We start from the raw sequence: 15,793 nt of genomic DNA, 5'->3' as shown, positions 1-15,793 counted from the left end.
GGGGGGGGGGCGCGCGCCGGCGCGCCGGGGGGGGCGGCGGGGCGCGGCGCGCGGGGGGGGGGGGGGCGCGGCGGGGGGGGCCGCCCCCCCCCCGGGCGGTGGTGGTTCGGTGTGTCAGAGGGCGAGCGCCTGGGCGCGGCGCTTCACCTCCGTGCCGCGATTCTCGCCGAGGGCCTGCGCGGGGGTGCCGGGCAGGGTCGGGTCCGCGGTGAAGAGCCACTCCAGCATCTCCTCGTCGGAGAAGCCGTCGTCCCGCAGGAGCGTCAGGGTGCCGGCGAGGCCCTTGACGACCTTGTCCTCCTGGATGAAGGCGGCGGGCACCTGGAGCGCGTTGTTCTCTCCGCGGCGCACGGCGATCAGCTGGCCCTCCTTCACCAGCTGCCTCACCCGCGTCACCTCGACGTCGAGCATCTCGGCGATGTCGGGGAGGTAGAGCCAGGCGGGGACGAGAGCATCGATGTTTGCGTCAATCTCGGTCACGGGACAAGCCTGCCATCCGGGACCGACAGCCGGTAGTCGGGCCCGCCGCGACGGCCTCCGTCCGGGTCGTCACCGGACGGCGGACTTCAGCGGGACGGCCGGGTCGGCGGCGCGCTCGGGGTCGACGGGGGTGCCGGCCTCGATGAGCTTGCGGCCCTGGGCGAGGTCCCGGGGCCGGCCGACGGCGAGGAGGGCGACCGGTACGCCGTCGCGCAGCCAGAGCACCGACCAGGAGGCGCCGGAGGCGTCCCCGCGCCGGACGAGGGTGTCGGCGCCGGTGTGGTGGCCGGCGTACTGGACGAAGCGGCCGAACTGCTCGGACCAGAAGTACGGGACGGGGTCGTAGGGGGCCGGCTCGGCGCCTTCGGCGCCGGTGATGTCGGCAGCGACCGTGCGGGGGCCCTGGAGGGCGTTGTCCCAGTGGTGGACGAGGAGCCGCTCGCCGTAGCGCGCGGAGGGGAAGGAGGCGCAGTCGCCGACCGCGTACACGTCGGGCAGGGAGGTGCGCAGCCGGTCGTCGGCGGTGACGGCGCCGCTCGGGTCGAGGGCGATGCCGGAGCCGGCGAGCCAGTCGGTGGCGGGGCGGGCGCCGATGCCGACGACGACGGCGTCGGCGGGCAGTTCGCGGCCGTCGGCGAGGACGACGGCGCCGGGCCGGACGGTGTCCACGCGCGCGTGGGTGAGGAGTTCGGCGCCGCTCTCGGCGTACCAGCCGGCCATGGCGGTGGTGACCTCGGCGGGCAGGGCGCCGGCGAGCGGCAGGGGGGCGGCCTCGACGACGGTGACGGCGCAGCCGGCCTCGCGGGCGGCGGTGGCGAACTCGGCGCCGATCCAGCCGGCGCCGACCACGACGACGGAGCCGCCGCCGGCGAGGACGGGGCCGAGGCGGACGGCGTCGTCGAGGGTGCGCAGCAGGTGGACGCCGGGGACGCCCTCGGTGCCGGGGAGGGTGAGGGGGTGGGCGCCGGTGGCGAGGACGAGGACGTCGTACGGGAAGCGGCCGGCCTCGGTGACGAGTTCGCGGCCGGCGGGGCGCAGCCCGGTGACGTCGAGGCCGAGGCGGAGGTCGACGCCGAGGGACTCGAAGTCGACGTCGAAGGCGGAGTGCTCGGCCTTGCCGAGGAGGACGGCCTTGGAGAGCGGGGGCCGGTCGTAGGGCTGGTGGGGTTCGGCGCCGATGAGGGTGACGGGGCCCTCGAAGCCCTGTTCGCGCAGGGCGACGGCGGTCTGGACGCCCGCCATGCCCGCGCCGACGATCACGACGTGCCGCTGGGTCTGCTTCTGCTCGCTCACCCGTCCACCTTACGCACCTGACGGTGCGTCAGAAAGAGAGGTCCCCTGTGGCGCTCCGGCGCCGGGGGCTAGGGTGGCGGGCACACACCACTCGCGGGAGCCCGGACGCACCGGGCTGAGAGGGAGGCTGGCCGGCCTCCGACCGTACGAACCTGATCCGGGTCATGCCGGCGAAGGGAGGGGCGGGAACGCCCATGCGTTCATCCGACACCATCGACGGCGCCACCCGCGGCGCCACCGACGTCCTCGTGGTCGGCGGCGGCATCATCGGCCTGGTCACGGCGTGGCGGGCGGCCCGGCGCGGGCTGGGCGTCGCCGTCGTCGACCCCGAGCCGGGCGGCGGCGCCGCCCGGGTCGCGGCCGGCATGCTCGCCGCCGTCACCGAACTGCACTACGGCGAGGAGACCCTCCTCGGGCTCAACCTCGCCTCCGCCGCCCGCTACCCCGCCTTCGTGGCCGAGCTGGAGGAGGCCACCGGCCTCGACGTGGGCTACCGCGCCTGCGGCACCCTCGCCGTCGCGCTCGACGCCGACGACCGGGCCCACCTGCGCGAGCTGCACGCCCTCCAGACCCGCTGCGGACTCGCCTCCGAATGGCTGAGCGGCCGCGAGTGCCGCCGCCTGGAGCCCATGCTGGCGCCCGGGGTGCGCGGCGGGCTCCGGGTGGACGGCGACCACCAGGTCGACCCGCGGCGGCTGGCCGCCGCGCTGCTCACCGCCTGCGAGCGGGCCGGGGTGGTCTTCCACCGGGCGCTCGCGGACCGGCTCACCGTGGTCCGCGACCGGGCCCGCGGGGTCGTCCTCGGCGACGGCACCGAGCTGTCCGCCGGGCAGACCGTCCTCGCCGCGGGCAGCCTCAGCGGCCGGCTCGCCGGCGTGCCCGAGGCGGTCCTGCCGCCGGTCCGCCCGGTGAAGGGCCAGGTCCTGCGGCTGCGGATCCCCGCCCCGTACGCCCCCTTCCTCTCCCGCACCGTCCGGGCCGTGGTCCGCGGCAGCCACGTCTACCTGGTGCCGCGCGAGAACGGCGAGCTGGTCGTCGGCGCCACCAGCGAGGAGCTGGGCTGGGACACCACGGTGACCGCCGGAGGGGTGTACGAACTCCTCCGGGACGCCCACGAGCTGGTCCCCGGGCTCACCGAGCTGCCGCTCACCGAGACCCTGGCCGGACTGCGCCCCGGCTCCCCCGACAACGCGCCGCTGCTCGGGCCGAGCGCCCTCCCCGGCCTCCACCTGGCCACCGGCCACTACCGCAACGGGGTCCTCCTCACCCCCGTCACCGGCGACGTCATGGCGGAGGCGCTCACCACGGGCGTCCTCCCCGACGAGGCGCGCCCCTTCTCCCCCCGCCGTTTCCCCACCGCTCTCCCCGTACGTCAGGAGCAGCCCGCATGAACGTGTCCGTGAACGGCGAGCCGCGCGCGCTCGCCGCCCCCGTCTCCCTGGCCTCCCTGGTCGCCACCCTCACCGCCGCCCCCGCCGGGGTCGCCGCCGCCGTCAACGAGGCGGTCGTGCCGCGCGGCGAGTGGGCGACGACGCTGCTCGCCGACGGCGACCGGGTCGAGGTCCTGACCGCGGTGCAGGGGGGCTGAGCGCGATGTCCGACGACGTGTTCGTCCTCGGCGGTACGGAGTTCTCCTCCCGGCTCATCATGGGCACCGGCGGCGCCCCCAGCCTGGACGTCCTGGAGCGCTCCCTGGTGGCCAGCGGCACCGAGCTGACCACCGTCGCCATGCGCCGCCTCGACCCGACCGTGCAGGGCTCGGTCCTCTCCGTCCTGGACCGGCTCGGCATCCGCGTGCTGCCGAACACGGCCGGCTGCTACACGGCGGGCGAGGCCGTCCTCACCGCCCGGCTGGCCCGGGAGGCCCTCGGCACGGACTGGGTCAAGCTGGAGGTGGTCGCGGACGAGCGGACCCTCCTCCCGGACGGGGTGGAGCTCCTCGACGCCGCCGAGACGCTGGTGGACGACGGCTTCACCGTCCTGCCGTACACCAACGACGACCCGGTGCTGGCCCGGAAGCTGGAGGACGTCGGCTGCGCGGCGATCATGCCGCTCGGCTCCCCCATCGGCTCGGGCCTCGGGATCCGCAACCCGCACAACTTCGAGCTGATCGTGGAGCGGGCCGGCGTCCCGGTGATCCTCGACGCCGGCGCGGGCACCGCCTCGGACGCGGCGCTCGCGATGGAGCTGGGCTGCGCGGCGGTGATGCTCGCCTCGGCGGTGACCCGCGCGCAGGAGCCGGTCCTGATGGCCTCGGCGATGCGGCACGCGGTCGAGGCGGGCCGGCTGGCCCACCGCGCGGGCCGCATCCCCCGCCGCCGCTTCGCGGAGGCGTCCTCCCCCGTGGAGGGCCGCGCCCGGCTGGACCCGGAACGCCCCGCGTTCTGACGCCCGCCCGGGGCGGGGAGCGCGGGGTACGTCACAAGCGTGCTGCGGTCGGGGCCCGTGGGGCGGGGGCAGCGCGTACCGGCTCGTAGACTCGACGCCGTGGACACGACCCTTCAGGACCCCCTCGTCGGGCGGCTGCTCGACGGCCGCTACCGCGTCGACGCGCGCATCGCCGTCGGCGGGATGGCCACGGTCTACCGGGCCGTCGACACCCGCCTCGACCGCGTCCTCGCGCTCAAGGTGATGCACCCCGCCCTGGCGGCCGACGCCGTCTTCGTCGAGCGGTTCATCCGCGAGGCGAAGTCCGTCGCCCGCCTCGCGCACCCGAACGTGGTCGCCGTCTTCGACCAGGGCGCCGAGGGCGCGTACGTCTATCTGGCGATGGAGTACGTCTCCGGCTGCACCCTGCGCGACGTGCTCCGCGAGCGCGGCGCCCTCCAGCCCCGCGCCGCCCTGGACATCCTGGAGCCGGTGCTCGCCGCGCTCGGCGCCGCGCACCGGGCCGGCTTCGTGCACCGGGACATGAAGCCGGAGAACGTGCTGATAGGGGACGACGGCCGGGTCAAGGTCGCCGACTTCGGGCTGGTCCGCTCCGTCGGCTCGGCGACCGCGACCACCGGCGCGGTCCTCGGCACCGTCTCCTACCTGGCCCCCGAGCAGATCGAGCACGGCACCGCCGACACCCGCGCCGACGTCTACGCCTGCGGTGTCGTCCTGTACGAGATGCTGACGGGCGCCAAGCCGCACACGGGCGACACCCCCGCCCAGGTCCTCTACCAGCACCTGAACACCGACGTGCCGGCCCCGTCCGCCGCCGTCCCCGGGCTGCCGCTGGAGCTGGACGAGCTGGTCGCCGCCGCGACCGCCCGCAACCCCGAGGTCCGCCCGCACGACGCCGTGGCGCTGCTCGCCCTGGTCCGGGAGGCGCGGGCCGCGCTCACCGACGCCCAGCTGGACGCGCTGCCGCCGCGGGCCCGGACCGAGCAGCGGGACACCGGCGAGGACCGCACCAGCGTGATCGCCCGCGCCGTGCCGGCGGCCGGGGCCGCCGACCCGCAGCCGGTGCAGCACACCAGCCGCCTCGCCACCCCCGAGCCCCCGCCGGCCGGCCCGCGCCGCGCCCGCCGCCGGCCCCCGAACGGCCCGCTCCTGATCGTCGTCGGCGTCCTGCTCGCGCTGGGCCTCGGCGCCGGCGTCTGGTACATCAACGCCGGCCAGTTCACCCGCGTCCCCGCCGTCCTCGGCCAGACCGAGGAGGTGGCGGCCAAGCGGCTCGCCGACGCCGGCCTGGAGCTGGGCACGACGAAGCGCGCCTTCAGCGAGGTGTACGAACGCGGCACCGTGATGGGCGTCGACCCGGCGCCCGGCGAGCGGGTCCGCAGCCACGCCACCGTCACCCTCACCCTCTCCCGGGGCCCGGAGATCGTGAAGGTGCCCAATCTGCGGAACAAGCCGCTCGACGAGGCCAAGCGGATCCTCACCGAGCAGGGCCTCGCGCCCGGCGTGGTCACCAGCGAGTTCAACGCCGCCGTCGCCCAGGGCGCGGTGATCTCCTCGGACCCGGAGCCGGGCACCGAGCGGGCCCCGGACTCGGCCATCGCGCTGGTGGTCAGCAAGGGCGCCCCGGTCGACGTCCCGGACGTCACCGGCGAGACCGTCGCCGACGCCACCGCCCTCCTCCAGGAGGCCGGGCTCAAGGTGTCCGTCGCCCCGGAGCGGGTCCACTCCGCCGAGGACGCGGGCGCGGTCGCCGCCCAGTCCCTCGCCGAGGGCAGCCGGGCCGCGAAGGGCGACGCGATCACCCTGACCGTCTCCAAGGGCCCGCGCCAGGTCGAGGTCCCGGACGTCGTCGGCATGACGACCGACGAGGCCCGGGAGGCGCTGGAGACCGCCGGCTTCGAGGTGAAGGTCGAGAAGAACTTCCCCTTCCTCGGCGACGAGGTCACGGGCCAGTCCGTCGACGGCGGCGAGACCGCCCCGGAGGGCTCCACCGTCGCCATCACGATCAAGGGAATCTGAGACACCCATGCGCAACCCCGTCGGCGGCCACGTCCCCGTGGCCGGCGGACTCGCCACCACCGGCCTCGGCTATGCCCGGGAGCTCGGCGCCGAGACCGTCCAGGTCTTCGTCGCCAACCCGCGCGGCTGGGCCACCCCCACCGGCAACCCGGCCCAGGACGAGCGGTTCCGGGAGGAGTGCGCGGCCGAGTCCCTGTCGGCCTGGGTGCACGCCCCGTACCTGATCAACTTCGGCTCCCACACCGAGGCCACTGTCGACCGGTCGGTGGAGTCGCTGCGCCACTCGCTGCGGCGCGGCCGGGAGATCGGCGCCGAGGGCGTGGTCGTCCACACCGGCTCGGCGACCGGCGGCCGCCCCCGCGAGGAGGCGCTGGCGCAGGTGCGGGAGCGGATGCTGCCGCTGCTCGACGAGCTGACCCACGAGGACGACCCGTACCTGCTCCTGGAGTCCACGGCCGGCCAGGGCTTCTCGCTCTGCTCGAAGGCGGAGGACTTCGGCCCGTACTTCGACGCGCTCGACCACCACCCGAAGCTGGGGATCTGCCTCGACACCTGCCACATCTTCGCGGCCGGCCACGACCTGGCGGAGCCGGGCGGGGCGGTACGGACGCTGGACGAGCTGGTCGCCACGGTCGGCGAGGGCCGGCTGCGGCTGATCCACGCCAACGACTCCAAGGACGTCGTCGGCGCGCACAAGGACCGGCACGCCAACATCGGCGTCGGCCACATCGGCCAGGAGGCGTTCCGACAGCTCCTGCGCCATCCGGCCACCGACGGGGTCCCGCTGATCATCGAGACCCCGGGCGGCAGGGAAGGCCACGTCGCCGACATCGAGCTGCTCAAGAAGCTCCGGGACTGACCCGCCCGCGATCATTTCCGATTGATGAGTACCCCGTGGGGGTATACGGTCCCTGAGGAGAAGCAGGAACCGCTACCCGAGGCTGGGGGCACCTCATGGAGCACGGAGCACACGACCACCACGCGGGCCACACGGACCACGCGGACCACACTGGCCACGGCGACCACGCGCACCACGGCGGCGGGACGGCCTCCTGGGGCACGGCCGCGAAGGCCACGCTGCACTGCCTCACCGGCTGCGCCATCGGCGAGATCCTCGGCATGATCATCGGCACCGCGCTCGGCTGGGGCAACGCGCCGACCATGGTCCTCGCGATCGTCCTGGCGTTCCTCTTCGGCTACTCGCTCACCCTGTGGGCCGTGAAGCGGGCGGGCCTGAGCCTGAGGGCCGCGATCGGCGTCGCGCTCGCCGCCGACACGATCTCCATCACGGTGATGGAGATCGTCGACAACGCCGTCCTGCTGGTGGTCCCGGGCGCCATGGACGCGCACCTGTCGGACGCGCTCTTCTGGGGCGCCCTCGCCTTCGCCTTCCTCGTCGCCTTCCTGGTCACCACGCCGGTGAACAAGTGGATGATCGGACGCGGCAAGGGCCACGCGGTGGTGCACCGGTACCACCACTGACGGGCTAGAGTTCCGGGCCGTCGCCCGGTTCCTCCTGGTACGAGTAGCGCTGCTCGGTCCACGGGTCGCCGAGGTTGTGGTAGCCGCGCTCCTCCCAGAAGCCCCGGCGGTCGGCCGTCATGTACTCGACCCCGCGGACCCACTTCGGGCCCTTCCAGGCGTACAGGTGCGGCACGACGAGCCGCAGCGGGAAGCCGTGCTCGGCGGTGAGCAGCTCGCCGTCCTTGTGGGTGGCGAAGATCGTGCGCTCGTCGGCGAAGTCGGAGAGCCGCATGTTGGCGCTGTAGCCGTACTCGGCCCAGACCATCACGTGCGTGACGTGCGGCGCCGGCGGGGCGAGCTCCAGGACCGTCCGGGCGGTGACGCCGCCCCATTCGGCCCCGAGCATGCTGAACTTGGTCACGCAGTGCAGATCGGCCACCACCGTGGAGAACGGCAGGGCCGTGAACTCCTCGTGGTTCCAGCAGCGCTTCTCGCCGTCGGCGGTCGCCCCGAAGACCCGGAACTCCCAGCGCTCGGGCTTGAACTTCGGCACGGGCCCGTAGTGGGTGACCGGCCAGCCGCGCTGGAGCCGCTGCCCCGGCGGCAGCTCGGGCGAAATGTCCGGCATCCCCGCTTCCCGGTGTACTCCGCTGTCCGGCTGACCCATGTCATCCATGGTGACAGACGGCGAGGGGTGGTCATGACCAGCCACCCACCCGGACGCGCCCATTCGGGCAACTCCTACTAAGCCTGCACTTACTGGACGCCCCCCATTCGGAGTGCGAGGATGCGGCCATCCTGCCCTGTGAGGGGTCGGACACACCCCGTGATGGAAGGAACCTGGAGCGATGCAGGGCGACCCCGAGGTCCTGGAGTTTCTGAACGAGCAGCTGACCGGCGAGCTGACGGCCATCAACCAGTACTGGCTGCACTACCGCATCCAGGACAACAAGGGCTGGACGAAGCTCGCGAAGTACACCCGCGAAGAGTCCATCGACGAGATGAAGCACGCGGACAAGCTGACCGAGCGCATCCTGATGCTCGACGGCCTGCCCAACTACCAGCGGCTCTTCCACGTGCGCGTCGGCCAGACCATCACCGAGATGTTCCAGGCGGACCGCCAGGTCGAGGTGGAGGCGATCGACCGCCTGAAGCGGGGCATCGAGGTCATGCGCGCCAAGGGCGACATCACCTCGGCCAACCTCTTCGAGGAGATCCTCGCGGACGAGGAGCACCACATCGACTACCTGGACACCCAGCTGGAGCTGATCGAGTCGCTGGGCGAGGCGCTCTACATCTCGACGCTCATCGAGCAGCCGAGCTGACCCGGGTCAGGCCGCTTCCGACAGGTCGGTGACCTCCGCCGTCAGGGCGGGCATGCCCTGGTCCAGCAGCTCGCGGCGCGGGCAGTTCCCCCGCCCGAGGAGGGCCTGGATGCGCCGTACGCACGAACCGCAGTCCGTGCCCGCCTTGCAGGCGGAGGCGATCTGGCGGGGCGTGCAGGCGCCGGCCTCCGCGTGCTCCTTGACCTGCTTCTCCGTGACACCGAAGCATGAGCAGACGTACACGCGGTTCACCTCCCGCCGAGATCGATTAGGCTAACCTAACCTTACCCGGCGGGTGGGGAGCGCAAAAGCCTTCGATATGACGATGGGGCGCGGATCACAAGGATCCGCGCCCCATCGTCGTACGAAGCTACTTACTGATCGCGGTACATCTCGGCGACGAGGAACGCGAGGTCGAGCGACTGGCTCCGGTTGAGGCGCGGGTCGCAGGCCGTCTCGTAGCGCTGGTGCAGGTCGTCGACGAAGATCTCGTCGCCGCCGCCCACGCACTCGGTGACGTCGTCACCGGTGAGCTCGACGTGGATGCCGCCCGGGTGGGTGCCCAGTGCCTTGTGGACCTCGAAGAAGCCCTTGACCTCGTCGAGCACGTCGTCGAAGCGGCGGGTCTTGTGGCCCGAGGCCGCCTCGAAGGTGTTGCCGTGCATCGGGTCGGTCACCCAGGCGACGGTGGCGCCCGAGGCGGTGACCTTCTCGACCAGCTCCGGAAGCCTGTCCCGGACCTTGTCCGCGCCCATGCGGACGATGAAGGTCAGCCGGCCCGGCTCGCGGTCCGGGTCGAGGCGCTCGATGTACTGCAGCGCCTCCTCCGGGGTGGTCGTCGGGCCCAGCTTGATCCCGATCGGGTTCGCGATCCGCGCGGCGAACTCGATGTGCGCGTGGTCCAGCTGGCGGGTGCGCTCACCGATCCAGACCATGTGGCCGGAGGTGTCGTACAGCTTGCCGGTGCGCGAGTCCGTACGGGTCAGGGCGCCCTCGTAGTCGAGCAGCAGCGCCTCGTGCGAGGCGTAGAACTCGACGGCCTTGAACTCGGCCGGGTCGGTGCCGCACGCCTTCATGAAGTTCAGCGCGTTGTCGATCTCGCGGGCGAGCGCCTCGTAGCGCTGGCCGGAGGGGGACGACTTCACGAAGTCCTGGTTCCAGGCGTGCACCTGGCGCAGGTCGGCGTAACCACCGGTGGTGAAGGCGCGGACCAGGTTGAGCGTGGAGGCGGAGGCGTTGTACATCCGCTTCAGGCGCTCGGGGTCCGGGACGCGGGCCTTCTCGTTGAAGTCGAAGCCGTTGACGGAGTCGCCCCGGTAGGTGGGGAGCGTCACGCCGTCACGGGTCTCGGTGCCCTTGGAGCGGGGCTTGGAGTACTGCCCCGCGATGCGGCCGACCTTGACGACGGGCACGGAGGCCGCGTACGTCAGGACGGCGCTCATCTGGAGCAGCGTCTTCAGCTTGGCCCGGATGTGGTCCGCCGACACCGCGTCGAACGCCTCGGCGCAGTCGCCGCCCTGGAGCAGGAACGCCTCGCCACGGGCGACGGCTCCCATCCGGGCGCGCAGCTGGTCGCACTCGCCGGCGAAGACGAGCGGAGGATACGACTCGAGGTCCGCGATCACATCGCGCAGAGCCTCGGCATCGGGGTACTCGGGCTGCTGCGCCGCGGGCAGGTCTCGCCAGGTCGCCTTGGCGACGGCGTGGGATTCAGCGTTCACGGTCACGCGGACAACACTACGGGGTTCTTCGTCCGGTCCTGTCCCGTGCCCAGTGACTGAGACGCGCGCCCGTAATGTCTGGACGCGATCTTCACGCCATCGAGTGGTGTTACCCTCACCCGCGTTTAGCAAACGAGCAAAGCTGCTCGGGCTGAGCCACACATACATAGCTGACGACACAGGGGTGGGCGTGACCCAGAGGCACCGCAGGGATCGCAAGAAGAAACGACTCTTGTACGGAGCGGCGGCCGCGGTCGTCGCCACGGCCACGATCGGCACGATCGCGGTCGCCTCGCCGGGCCTCCTCGGCACGGCCGACGACCCGAAGCCCGGCGCCACGGCCACCCTCCAGGAACAGTTCGCCTCGGCGGCGGCGGAGTTCGACGTGCCGCAGAGCGTGCTGATGGCGGTGTCGTACAACCAGACGCGGTGGGAGTCGCACGACGGCGAGCCGAGCGTGACCGGCGCGTACAACGTCATGGGTCTGACGAAGGTCGACCCGGAGGACGTGCCCCAGGTCACCGACGAGCAGGTCGAGCACTTCAACGGCAGCGGCAAGGCGGAGTACGAGAAGGACTTCGACCCCGAGAAGGTCCGGGAGATCCTGGAGAAGGCGGTCGTCGACACCGACGACCCCCGGCTCCACACCCTGGACAAGGCGGCCGAGCTGATCGACGCCTCGGCCGAGACCGTCCAGAACGACACCGCCGCCTCCATCCGCGCCGGCGCCGCCCTCCTGGCCGAGTACCAGAAGCAGGCGGGCGCCGAGCTGTCGGAGGAGCCGGGCGACTGGTACCCGGCCGTGGCCCGCTACAGCCAGTCCCCCGAGAAGAAGGGCGCCGACCTCTTCGCGAAGCGCGTCTTCGAGTCGATCAGGACGGGCGAGCAGGAGCTCACCCTCGACGGCGAGCAGGTGGCCCTGCCGGCCGACCCGCAGGTCGAGCCGGTCAAGCCGTCGAACGTGCCGCTGGCCGCCACCTTCGCGAGCACGACGGCGACCACGCTCCCCGAGTGCCCCGCCGGCCTGAACTGCAACGTCAAGCTGAGCGTGCCCAGCTCCACGGGCAAGAAGAACTACACCGTGGCCGACCGCCCCAACCAGGGCGTCGACATCCGCCAGATCGTCATCCACGACACCGAAGGCGGCTACCAGGGCTCGCTCGACTCGCTCACCAACCCGAACGTCCCGGGCAGCGCCCAGTACCTGATCCGCGCCTCGGACGGTCTGGTGACCCAGACGCTCGAGAACAAGAACCTGGCGTGGCACGCCGGCAACTGGACCCACAACATGCACGCCATCGGCGTGGAGCACGAGGGCTTCGCCATCAAGGAGGGCAGCTGGTACACCGAGCCCCAGTACCGCTCCTCCGCGCAGCTGGTGAAGTTCCTGGCGGGCAAGTACGGCGTGCCGATCGACCGCGAGCACATCATCGGCCACGACGAGGTCGCGCTCCAGACGGACGGCGACCTCGACAAGCTCCACTGGGACGCGGGCCCGTACTGGGACTGGAACTACTACATGTCCCTGCTGGGCGCCCCGCAGGGCGACCAGGGCGCGGGCGGCCTGCTCCGGGTCGGCCAGACCGTCCGGGTGGTCCCGCCGTTCACCACGGCCAACCAGCCCAAGCTGACCGTCGGCGGCACGGCCGTCCCGGCGCGGCCGTCCAACTTCGGCTACCTGTACACGTCGCCCTCGACGAGCGCGACGACGCTGAAGGACCCGTACTTCACCTCGCTCTGGTCCGAGGGCTCCAACTACGGCAACAAGGTCCGCGCCGGCGGCCTGTACGTCGTCGCCGGCGTCCAGTCCAACTGGACGGCCATCTGGTACGCGGGCGAGAAGGCGTGGTTCTACAACCCGGGCGGCCAGTACACCGTGCCGGTGAACGCCACCACCGTGAAGGTGAAGTCCGGCCTGGCCGCCACCAAGGTCTTCGGCCGCTCCTTCCCGGAGACCGCCGCCTACACCGCGGCCGGTCTCGACAACCCGGGTGACGAGAACGACCCGCTGTCGAAGTTCTCCTTCGACTCCGACGAGGCGTACGTCAAGGCCGGTCCGGCGGTGAAGGGCGACGACTGGTTCGGCTCCGCCCAGAAGAACGTCATCGGCTCCACGATGTTCGTGCCGATCCGTTTCCACCACAAGGTCGTCTGGGTGAAGCAGAGCGACATCGTCGAGGCGCCCGGCACCGCGCCCGTCGCCACCACCGACCGCTACAACGTCATCGCCCGCGACAAGTCCGGCGTCCTCTGGCAGTACCAGGGCACCGGCTCCGGGACCGCGCCGTTCCTGACCCGCTACCGGGTCGGCGACGGGTGGGGCGTGTACAACGCGATCACGCCGATGACCGCGCTGCGGGCCGACGGGACCGGGGACATCGTCGCCCGGGACAAGGACGGCGTGCTCTGGTACTACAAGGCCACCGGCAACCCGTCCAAGCCCTTCGCCACCCGTGCCAAGGTCGGCGGCGGCTGGGGCGTCTACAACAAGCTCCTCGGCGCCCGGGACATGAACGGCGACGGCCGGCCGGACCTGATCGCCCGGGACGCGTCGGGCGTGCTGTGGCTGTACACGAACACCGGCGCCACCCCGAACCCCTTCGCGACCCGCGTGAAGGTCGGCGGCGGCTGGAACGTCTACAACGAGCTCATCAGCACCGGCGACATGACCGGTGACGGCAGGCCCGACCTGATCGCCCGCGACACGGCCGGCTACCTGTGGCTGTACAAGAACACGGGCGGCTCGCCGAACCCGTACGCCACCCGGGCCAAGGTCGGCGGCGGCTGGGGCGTCTACAACGTCATGGTCGGCCCGAGCGACCTCGACAAGGACGGCAAGCCGGACCTGATCGCCCGCGACGCGACCGGCAACCTCTGGTTCTACAAGAACACCAACGGCTACCCGAACCCGTACGCCCCGCGCGTCTCGGTCGGCGGTGGCTGGGGGATCTACGACCTGATCGTCTGATCACGTCGCCCCCACCCCTTCGGGGCCCGTTCCGCGCCGTCCACGGCGTGGAACGGGCCCCGTTCCCGTCTCCCGCTGGGTTACAGTGCTCGCATGTACGCGCTTCCGACCCAGAACTGGTGGTGGACCGTCCCTCCGGCGGCCCACTGACTGCGCGTACTCCGAAGACCACGCGAAGGCCGCCCGAGGGGCGGCCTTTCTCGTACCCGCGAGGCCGTTCCTCTCCGCTCTCCACTCCGACCGGAAGGAACACCCATGGACTTCGACCTCTCCCGTCTCCTCGACGACTCCGCACCGCCCTTCGCCCTGCTGCGCCGCCGCACCCCGGGCCGTGACCACGACACCGTCGAGGTGCTGATCGGGGCCGTCCACGAGGCGGAGCGGCTGGCCGACCTGCCGGTGGGCGAGCGGCCGGCGCTGGCGCTGGTGCCGTTCCGGCAGATCCGGGAGCGCGGCTTCGACGTGCGGGACGACGGCACCCCGCTCTCCGTGCTGGTCGCGGAGGAGACGTACGAGCTGCCGCTCGGCGAGGTGCTCGACGCGCTGCCCGCCCACCGGGTCGAGGTCACCGGCGGGGCCTTCGACGTCTCCGACGAGGAGTACGCCGGGATCGTGCGGCGGGTGATCGAGGACGAGATCGGCGCCGGCGAGGGCGCCAACTTCGTCATCCGGCGGACGTACACCGGCGCGATCCCCGGCTTCGGGCGGGCCGACGCGCTCGCGCTCTTCCGGCGGCTGCTGGCGGGCGAGCGGGGCGCCTACTGGACCTTCGTCGTGCACACCGGGGAACGGGTGCTCGTCGGCGCCAGCCCGGAGGTCCACGTGCGGATGGCGGGCGGCACCGTCGTCATGAACCCGATCAGCGGCACGTACCGCTACCCGGACGGGGGCGCGCCGACCGCCGAGGGGCTGCTCGGCTTCCTCGCCGACCGCAAGGAGACCGAGGAGCTCTCCATGGTGGTCGACGAGGAGCTGAAGATGATGTGCACGGTCGGGGACATGGGCGGCGTGGTGATCGGTCCCCGGCTGAAGGAGATGGCGCACCTCGCGCACACCGAGTACGAGCTGCGCGGGCGGTCCTCGCTGGACGTGCGGGAGGTGCTGCGGGAGACGATGTTCGCGGCGACCGTGACGGGCTCCCCGGTGCAGAACGCCTGCCGGGTGATCGAGCGTCACGAGGCCGGCGGGCGCGGCTACTACGCGGGGGCGCTCGCGCTGCTCGGGACGGACGAGAACGGGGCGCAGACGCTGGACTCCCCCATCCTCATCCGGACCGCCGACATCGCCGCCGACGGACGGCTGCGGGTGCCGGTGGGGGCGACCCTGGTCCGGCACTCGGACCCGGCCGGCGAGGTCGCGGAGACCCACGCGAAGGCGGCGGCGGTGCTGGCGGCGCTGGGGGTGCGGGACGGGCGCCCGGCGGACGGCTCCCCCGCCCGGCCGCGGCTCGCGGACGATCCGCGGGTGCGGGCCGCGCTGGACGCCCGGCGGGCGGATCTGGCGCCGTTCTGGCTGCGGATGCAGACCCGGTCGGCGGAGCTGACGGGCCACGCGCTGGTGATCGACGCGGAGGACACCTTCACCGCGATGCTGGCGCACCTGCTGCGCTCCTCGGGCCTGGAGGTGTCGGTGCTGCGGTACGACGAGCCGGGGCTGCGGGAGCTGGCGCTCGGCCACGAGGGGCCCGTGGTGCTGGGCCCCGGGCCGGGCGATCCGATGGACGCGGCCGACCCGAAGATGCGGTTCCTGCGCGGGCTCACCGCCGAGCTGCTGCGCGGCCACTGGCACGGTCTGCTCGGCGTGTGCCTCGGGCACGAGCTGATCGCGGCGGAGCTGGGTCTGGACATCGTCCGCAAGCGGACCCCGTTCCAGGGCGCCCAGGTCCGGATCGACCTGTTCGGGCAGGAGCGGACGGTCGGCTTCTACAACAGCTTCACGGCGCGCTGCGACGAGCGGGAGGCGACGGAGCTGGCGCTGCACCGGATCGAGGTGAGCCGGGACGCGGAGAGCGACGAGGTGCACGCGCTGCGCGGACCGGGTTTCGCGGGCGTGCAGTTCCACCCGGAGTCGGTGCTGACGCTGGAGGGCGCGGCGGTGACGGCCTCGCTGCTGGCCGGGGTGCTGGTCTAGCCGGG

The 15,793-nt window shown here is 72.7% G+C and carries 15 protein-coding genes and 1 riboswitch; of the genes, 10 read left to right on the top strand and 5 right to left on the bottom strand.

Annotated features, from left to right (window positions below):
• Positions 1-114 precede the first annotated feature (114 nt).
• The gene (locus ACFW1I_RS24780; RefSeq protein ID WP_383823360.1) at positions 115-480 is read right to left on the bottom strand and encodes an Rv2175c family DNA-binding protein; all 366 of its coding nucleotides are present in this window, start codon (positions 478-480) and stop codon (positions 115-117) included.
• A 69-nt stretch (positions 481-549) separates the two neighbouring features.
• Positions 550-1,773, bottom strand: a complete 1,224-nt coding sequence (locus tag ACFW1I_RS24775; protein WP_384673715.1) for an NAD(P)/FAD-dependent oxidoreductase — start codon at positions 1,771-1,773, stop codon at positions 550-552.
• Between the two features lie 83 nt (positions 1,774-1,856).
• Positions 1,857-1,970, top strand: a riboswitch (TPP riboswitch).
• Here ACFW1I_RS24775 and thiO point away from each other — a divergent pair.
• The 6 genes from thiO to ACFW1I_RS24745 all read left to right on the top strand — a co-directional run bounded on the left by thiO (position 1,968) and on the right by ACFW1I_RS24745 (position 7,662).
• Positions 1,968-3,164, top strand: a complete 1,197-nt coding sequence (gene thiO, locus ACFW1I_RS24770; protein WP_384673713.1) for a glycine oxidase ThiO — start codon at positions 1,968-1,970, stop codon at positions 3,162-3,164. (Overlaps the previous riboswitch by 3 nt.)
• Positions 3,161-3,361 (top strand): sulfur carrier protein ThiS, encoded by a 201-nt coding sequence (thiS, locus tag ACFW1I_RS24765; protein WP_189850202.1) that lies wholly within the window; start codon positions 3,161-3,163, stop codon positions 3,359-3,361. Before thiO ends, thiS begins: the two co-directional genes overlap by 4 nt.
• A 5-nt stretch (positions 3,362-3,366) precedes the next feature.
• Positions 3,367-4,161, top strand: coding sequence for a thiazole synthase (locus ACFW1I_RS24760; RefSeq protein ID WP_384673710.1), 795 nt, complete (start codon positions 3,367-3,369; stop codon positions 4,159-4,161).
• 99 nt (positions 4,162-4,260) lie between these two features.
• A complete protein-coding gene (gene pknB / locus ACFW1I_RS24755) occupies positions 4,261-6,180 on the top strand; it encodes a Stk1 family PASTA domain-containing Ser/Thr kinase (protein WP_384673708.1) in 1,920 nt (639 codons plus the stop codon).
• Between the two features lie 7 nt (positions 6,181-6,187).
• On the top strand, positions 6,188-7,039 hold the full coding sequence (locus ACFW1I_RS24750) for a deoxyribonuclease IV (protein ID WP_384673706.1): 852 nt from the start codon (positions 6,188-6,190) through the stop codon (positions 7,037-7,039).
• Positions 7,040-7,134: 95 nt separating this feature from the next.
• Positions 7,135-7,662 (top strand): DUF4396 domain-containing protein, encoded by a 528-nt coding sequence (locus ACFW1I_RS24745; protein WP_384673704.1) that lies wholly within the window; start codon positions 7,135-7,137, stop codon positions 7,660-7,662.
• 4 nt (positions 7,663-7,666) lie between these two features.
• Here the strand turns inward: ACFW1I_RS24745 and ACFW1I_RS24740 are convergent, their stop codons facing one another.
• Positions 7,667-8,311 (bottom strand): sulfite oxidase-like oxidoreductase, encoded by a 645-nt coding sequence (locus ACFW1I_RS24740; protein ID WP_384673701.1) that lies wholly within the window; start codon positions 8,309-8,311, stop codon positions 7,667-7,669.
• Positions 8,312-8,492: 181 nt separating this feature from the next.
• Between ACFW1I_RS24740 and bfr the strand changes: the two genes are divergently transcribed.
• Positions 8,493-8,969 carry a bacterioferritin gene (bfr, locus tag ACFW1I_RS24735; protein WP_015032978.1) on the top strand — a complete coding sequence of 159 codons (477 nt, stop codon included), beginning with the start codon at positions 8,493-8,495 and terminating at the stop codon, positions 8,967-8,969.
• Positions 8,970-8,975: 6 nt separating this feature from the next.
• Here bfr and ACFW1I_RS24730 read toward each other — a convergent pair whose 3' ends face one another.
• Together ACFW1I_RS24730 and ACFW1I_RS24725 are read right to left on the bottom strand one after the other, a co-directional pair.
• Positions 8,976-9,221, bottom strand: coding sequence for a bacterioferritin-associated ferredoxin (locus ACFW1I_RS24730; RefSeq protein ID WP_384673698.1), 246 nt, complete (start codon positions 9,219-9,221; stop codon positions 8,976-8,978).
• Positions 9,222-9,343: 122 nt separating this feature from the next.
• Entirely contained in the window at positions 9,344-10,696 is a 1,353-nt protein-coding gene (locus ACFW1I_RS24725) for a class II 3-deoxy-7-phosphoheptulonate synthase (protein WP_384673696.1), read from the bottom strand.
• A gap of 184 nt (positions 10,697-10,880) precedes the next feature.
• Here ACFW1I_RS24725 and ACFW1I_RS24720 point away from each other — a divergent pair, with 184 nt between their 5' ends.
• From ACFW1I_RS24720 to ACFW1I_RS24710, 3 genes are all read left to right on the top strand, one after another.
• Complete coding sequence (locus ACFW1I_RS24720; protein WP_384673694.1) at positions 10,881-13,658, top strand: N-acetylmuramoyl-L-alanine amidase; 2,778 nt, start codon at positions 10,881-10,883, stop codon at positions 13,656-13,658.
• 93 nt (positions 13,659-13,751) lie between these two features.
• Positions 13,752-13,808 carry a trp operon leader peptide gene (locus ACFW1I_RS24715; RefSeq protein WP_107049246.1) on the top strand — a complete coding sequence of 19 codons (57 nt, stop codon included), beginning with the start codon at positions 13,752-13,754 and terminating at the stop codon, positions 13,806-13,808.
• A 105-nt stretch (positions 13,809-13,913) separates the two neighbouring features.
• On the top strand, positions 13,914-15,788 hold the full coding sequence (locus ACFW1I_RS24710; RefSeq protein ID WP_384673692.1) for an anthranilate synthase family protein: 1,875 nt from the start codon (positions 13,914-13,916) through the stop codon (positions 15,786-15,788).
• Positions 15,789-15,793 lie beyond the last annotated feature (5 nt).

Source organism: Streptomyces sp. NPDC058955, assembly GCF_042741435.1.
Taxonomy (GTDB): domain Bacteria; phylum Actinomycetota; class Actinomycetes; order Streptomycetales; family Streptomycetaceae; genus Streptomyces.
This window is presented reverse-complemented; position numbering and strand designations above follow the sequence as displayed.

Excerpts from the sequence above, each read along its gene's own strand:
- ACFW1I_RS24750 (WP_384673706.1), top strand. The coding sequence starts at position 6,188 with ATGCGCAACCCCGTCGGCGGCCACGTCCCCGTGGCCGGCGGACTCGCC.
- ACFW1I_RS24740 (WP_384673701.1), bottom strand. The coding sequence starts at position 8,311 with ATGGGTCAGCCGGACAGCGGAGTACACCGGGAAGCGGGGATGCCGGAC.
- thiO (WP_384673713.1), top strand. The coding sequence starts at position 1,968 with ATGCGTTCATCCGACACCATCGACGGCGCCACCCGCGGCGCCACCGAC.
- ACFW1I_RS24710 (WP_384673692.1), top strand. The coding sequence starts at position 13,914 with ATGGACTTCGACCTCTCCCGTCTCCTCGACGACTCCGCACCGCCCTTC.
- ACFW1I_RS24745 (WP_384673704.1), top strand. The coding sequence starts at position 7,135 with ATGGAGCACGGAGCACACGACCACCACGCGGGCCACACGGACCACGCG.
- ACFW1I_RS24760 (WP_384673710.1), top strand. The coding sequence starts at position 3,367 with ATGTCCGACGACGTGTTCGTCCTCGGCGGTACGGAGTTCTCCTCCCGG.
- thiS (WP_189850202.1), top strand. The coding sequence starts at position 3,161 with ATGAACGTGTCCGTGAACGGCGAGCCGCGCGCGCTCGCCGCCCCCGTC.
- bfr (WP_015032978.1), top strand. The coding sequence starts at position 8,493 with ATGCAGGGCGACCCCGAGGTCCTGGAGTTTCTGAACGAGCAGCTGACC.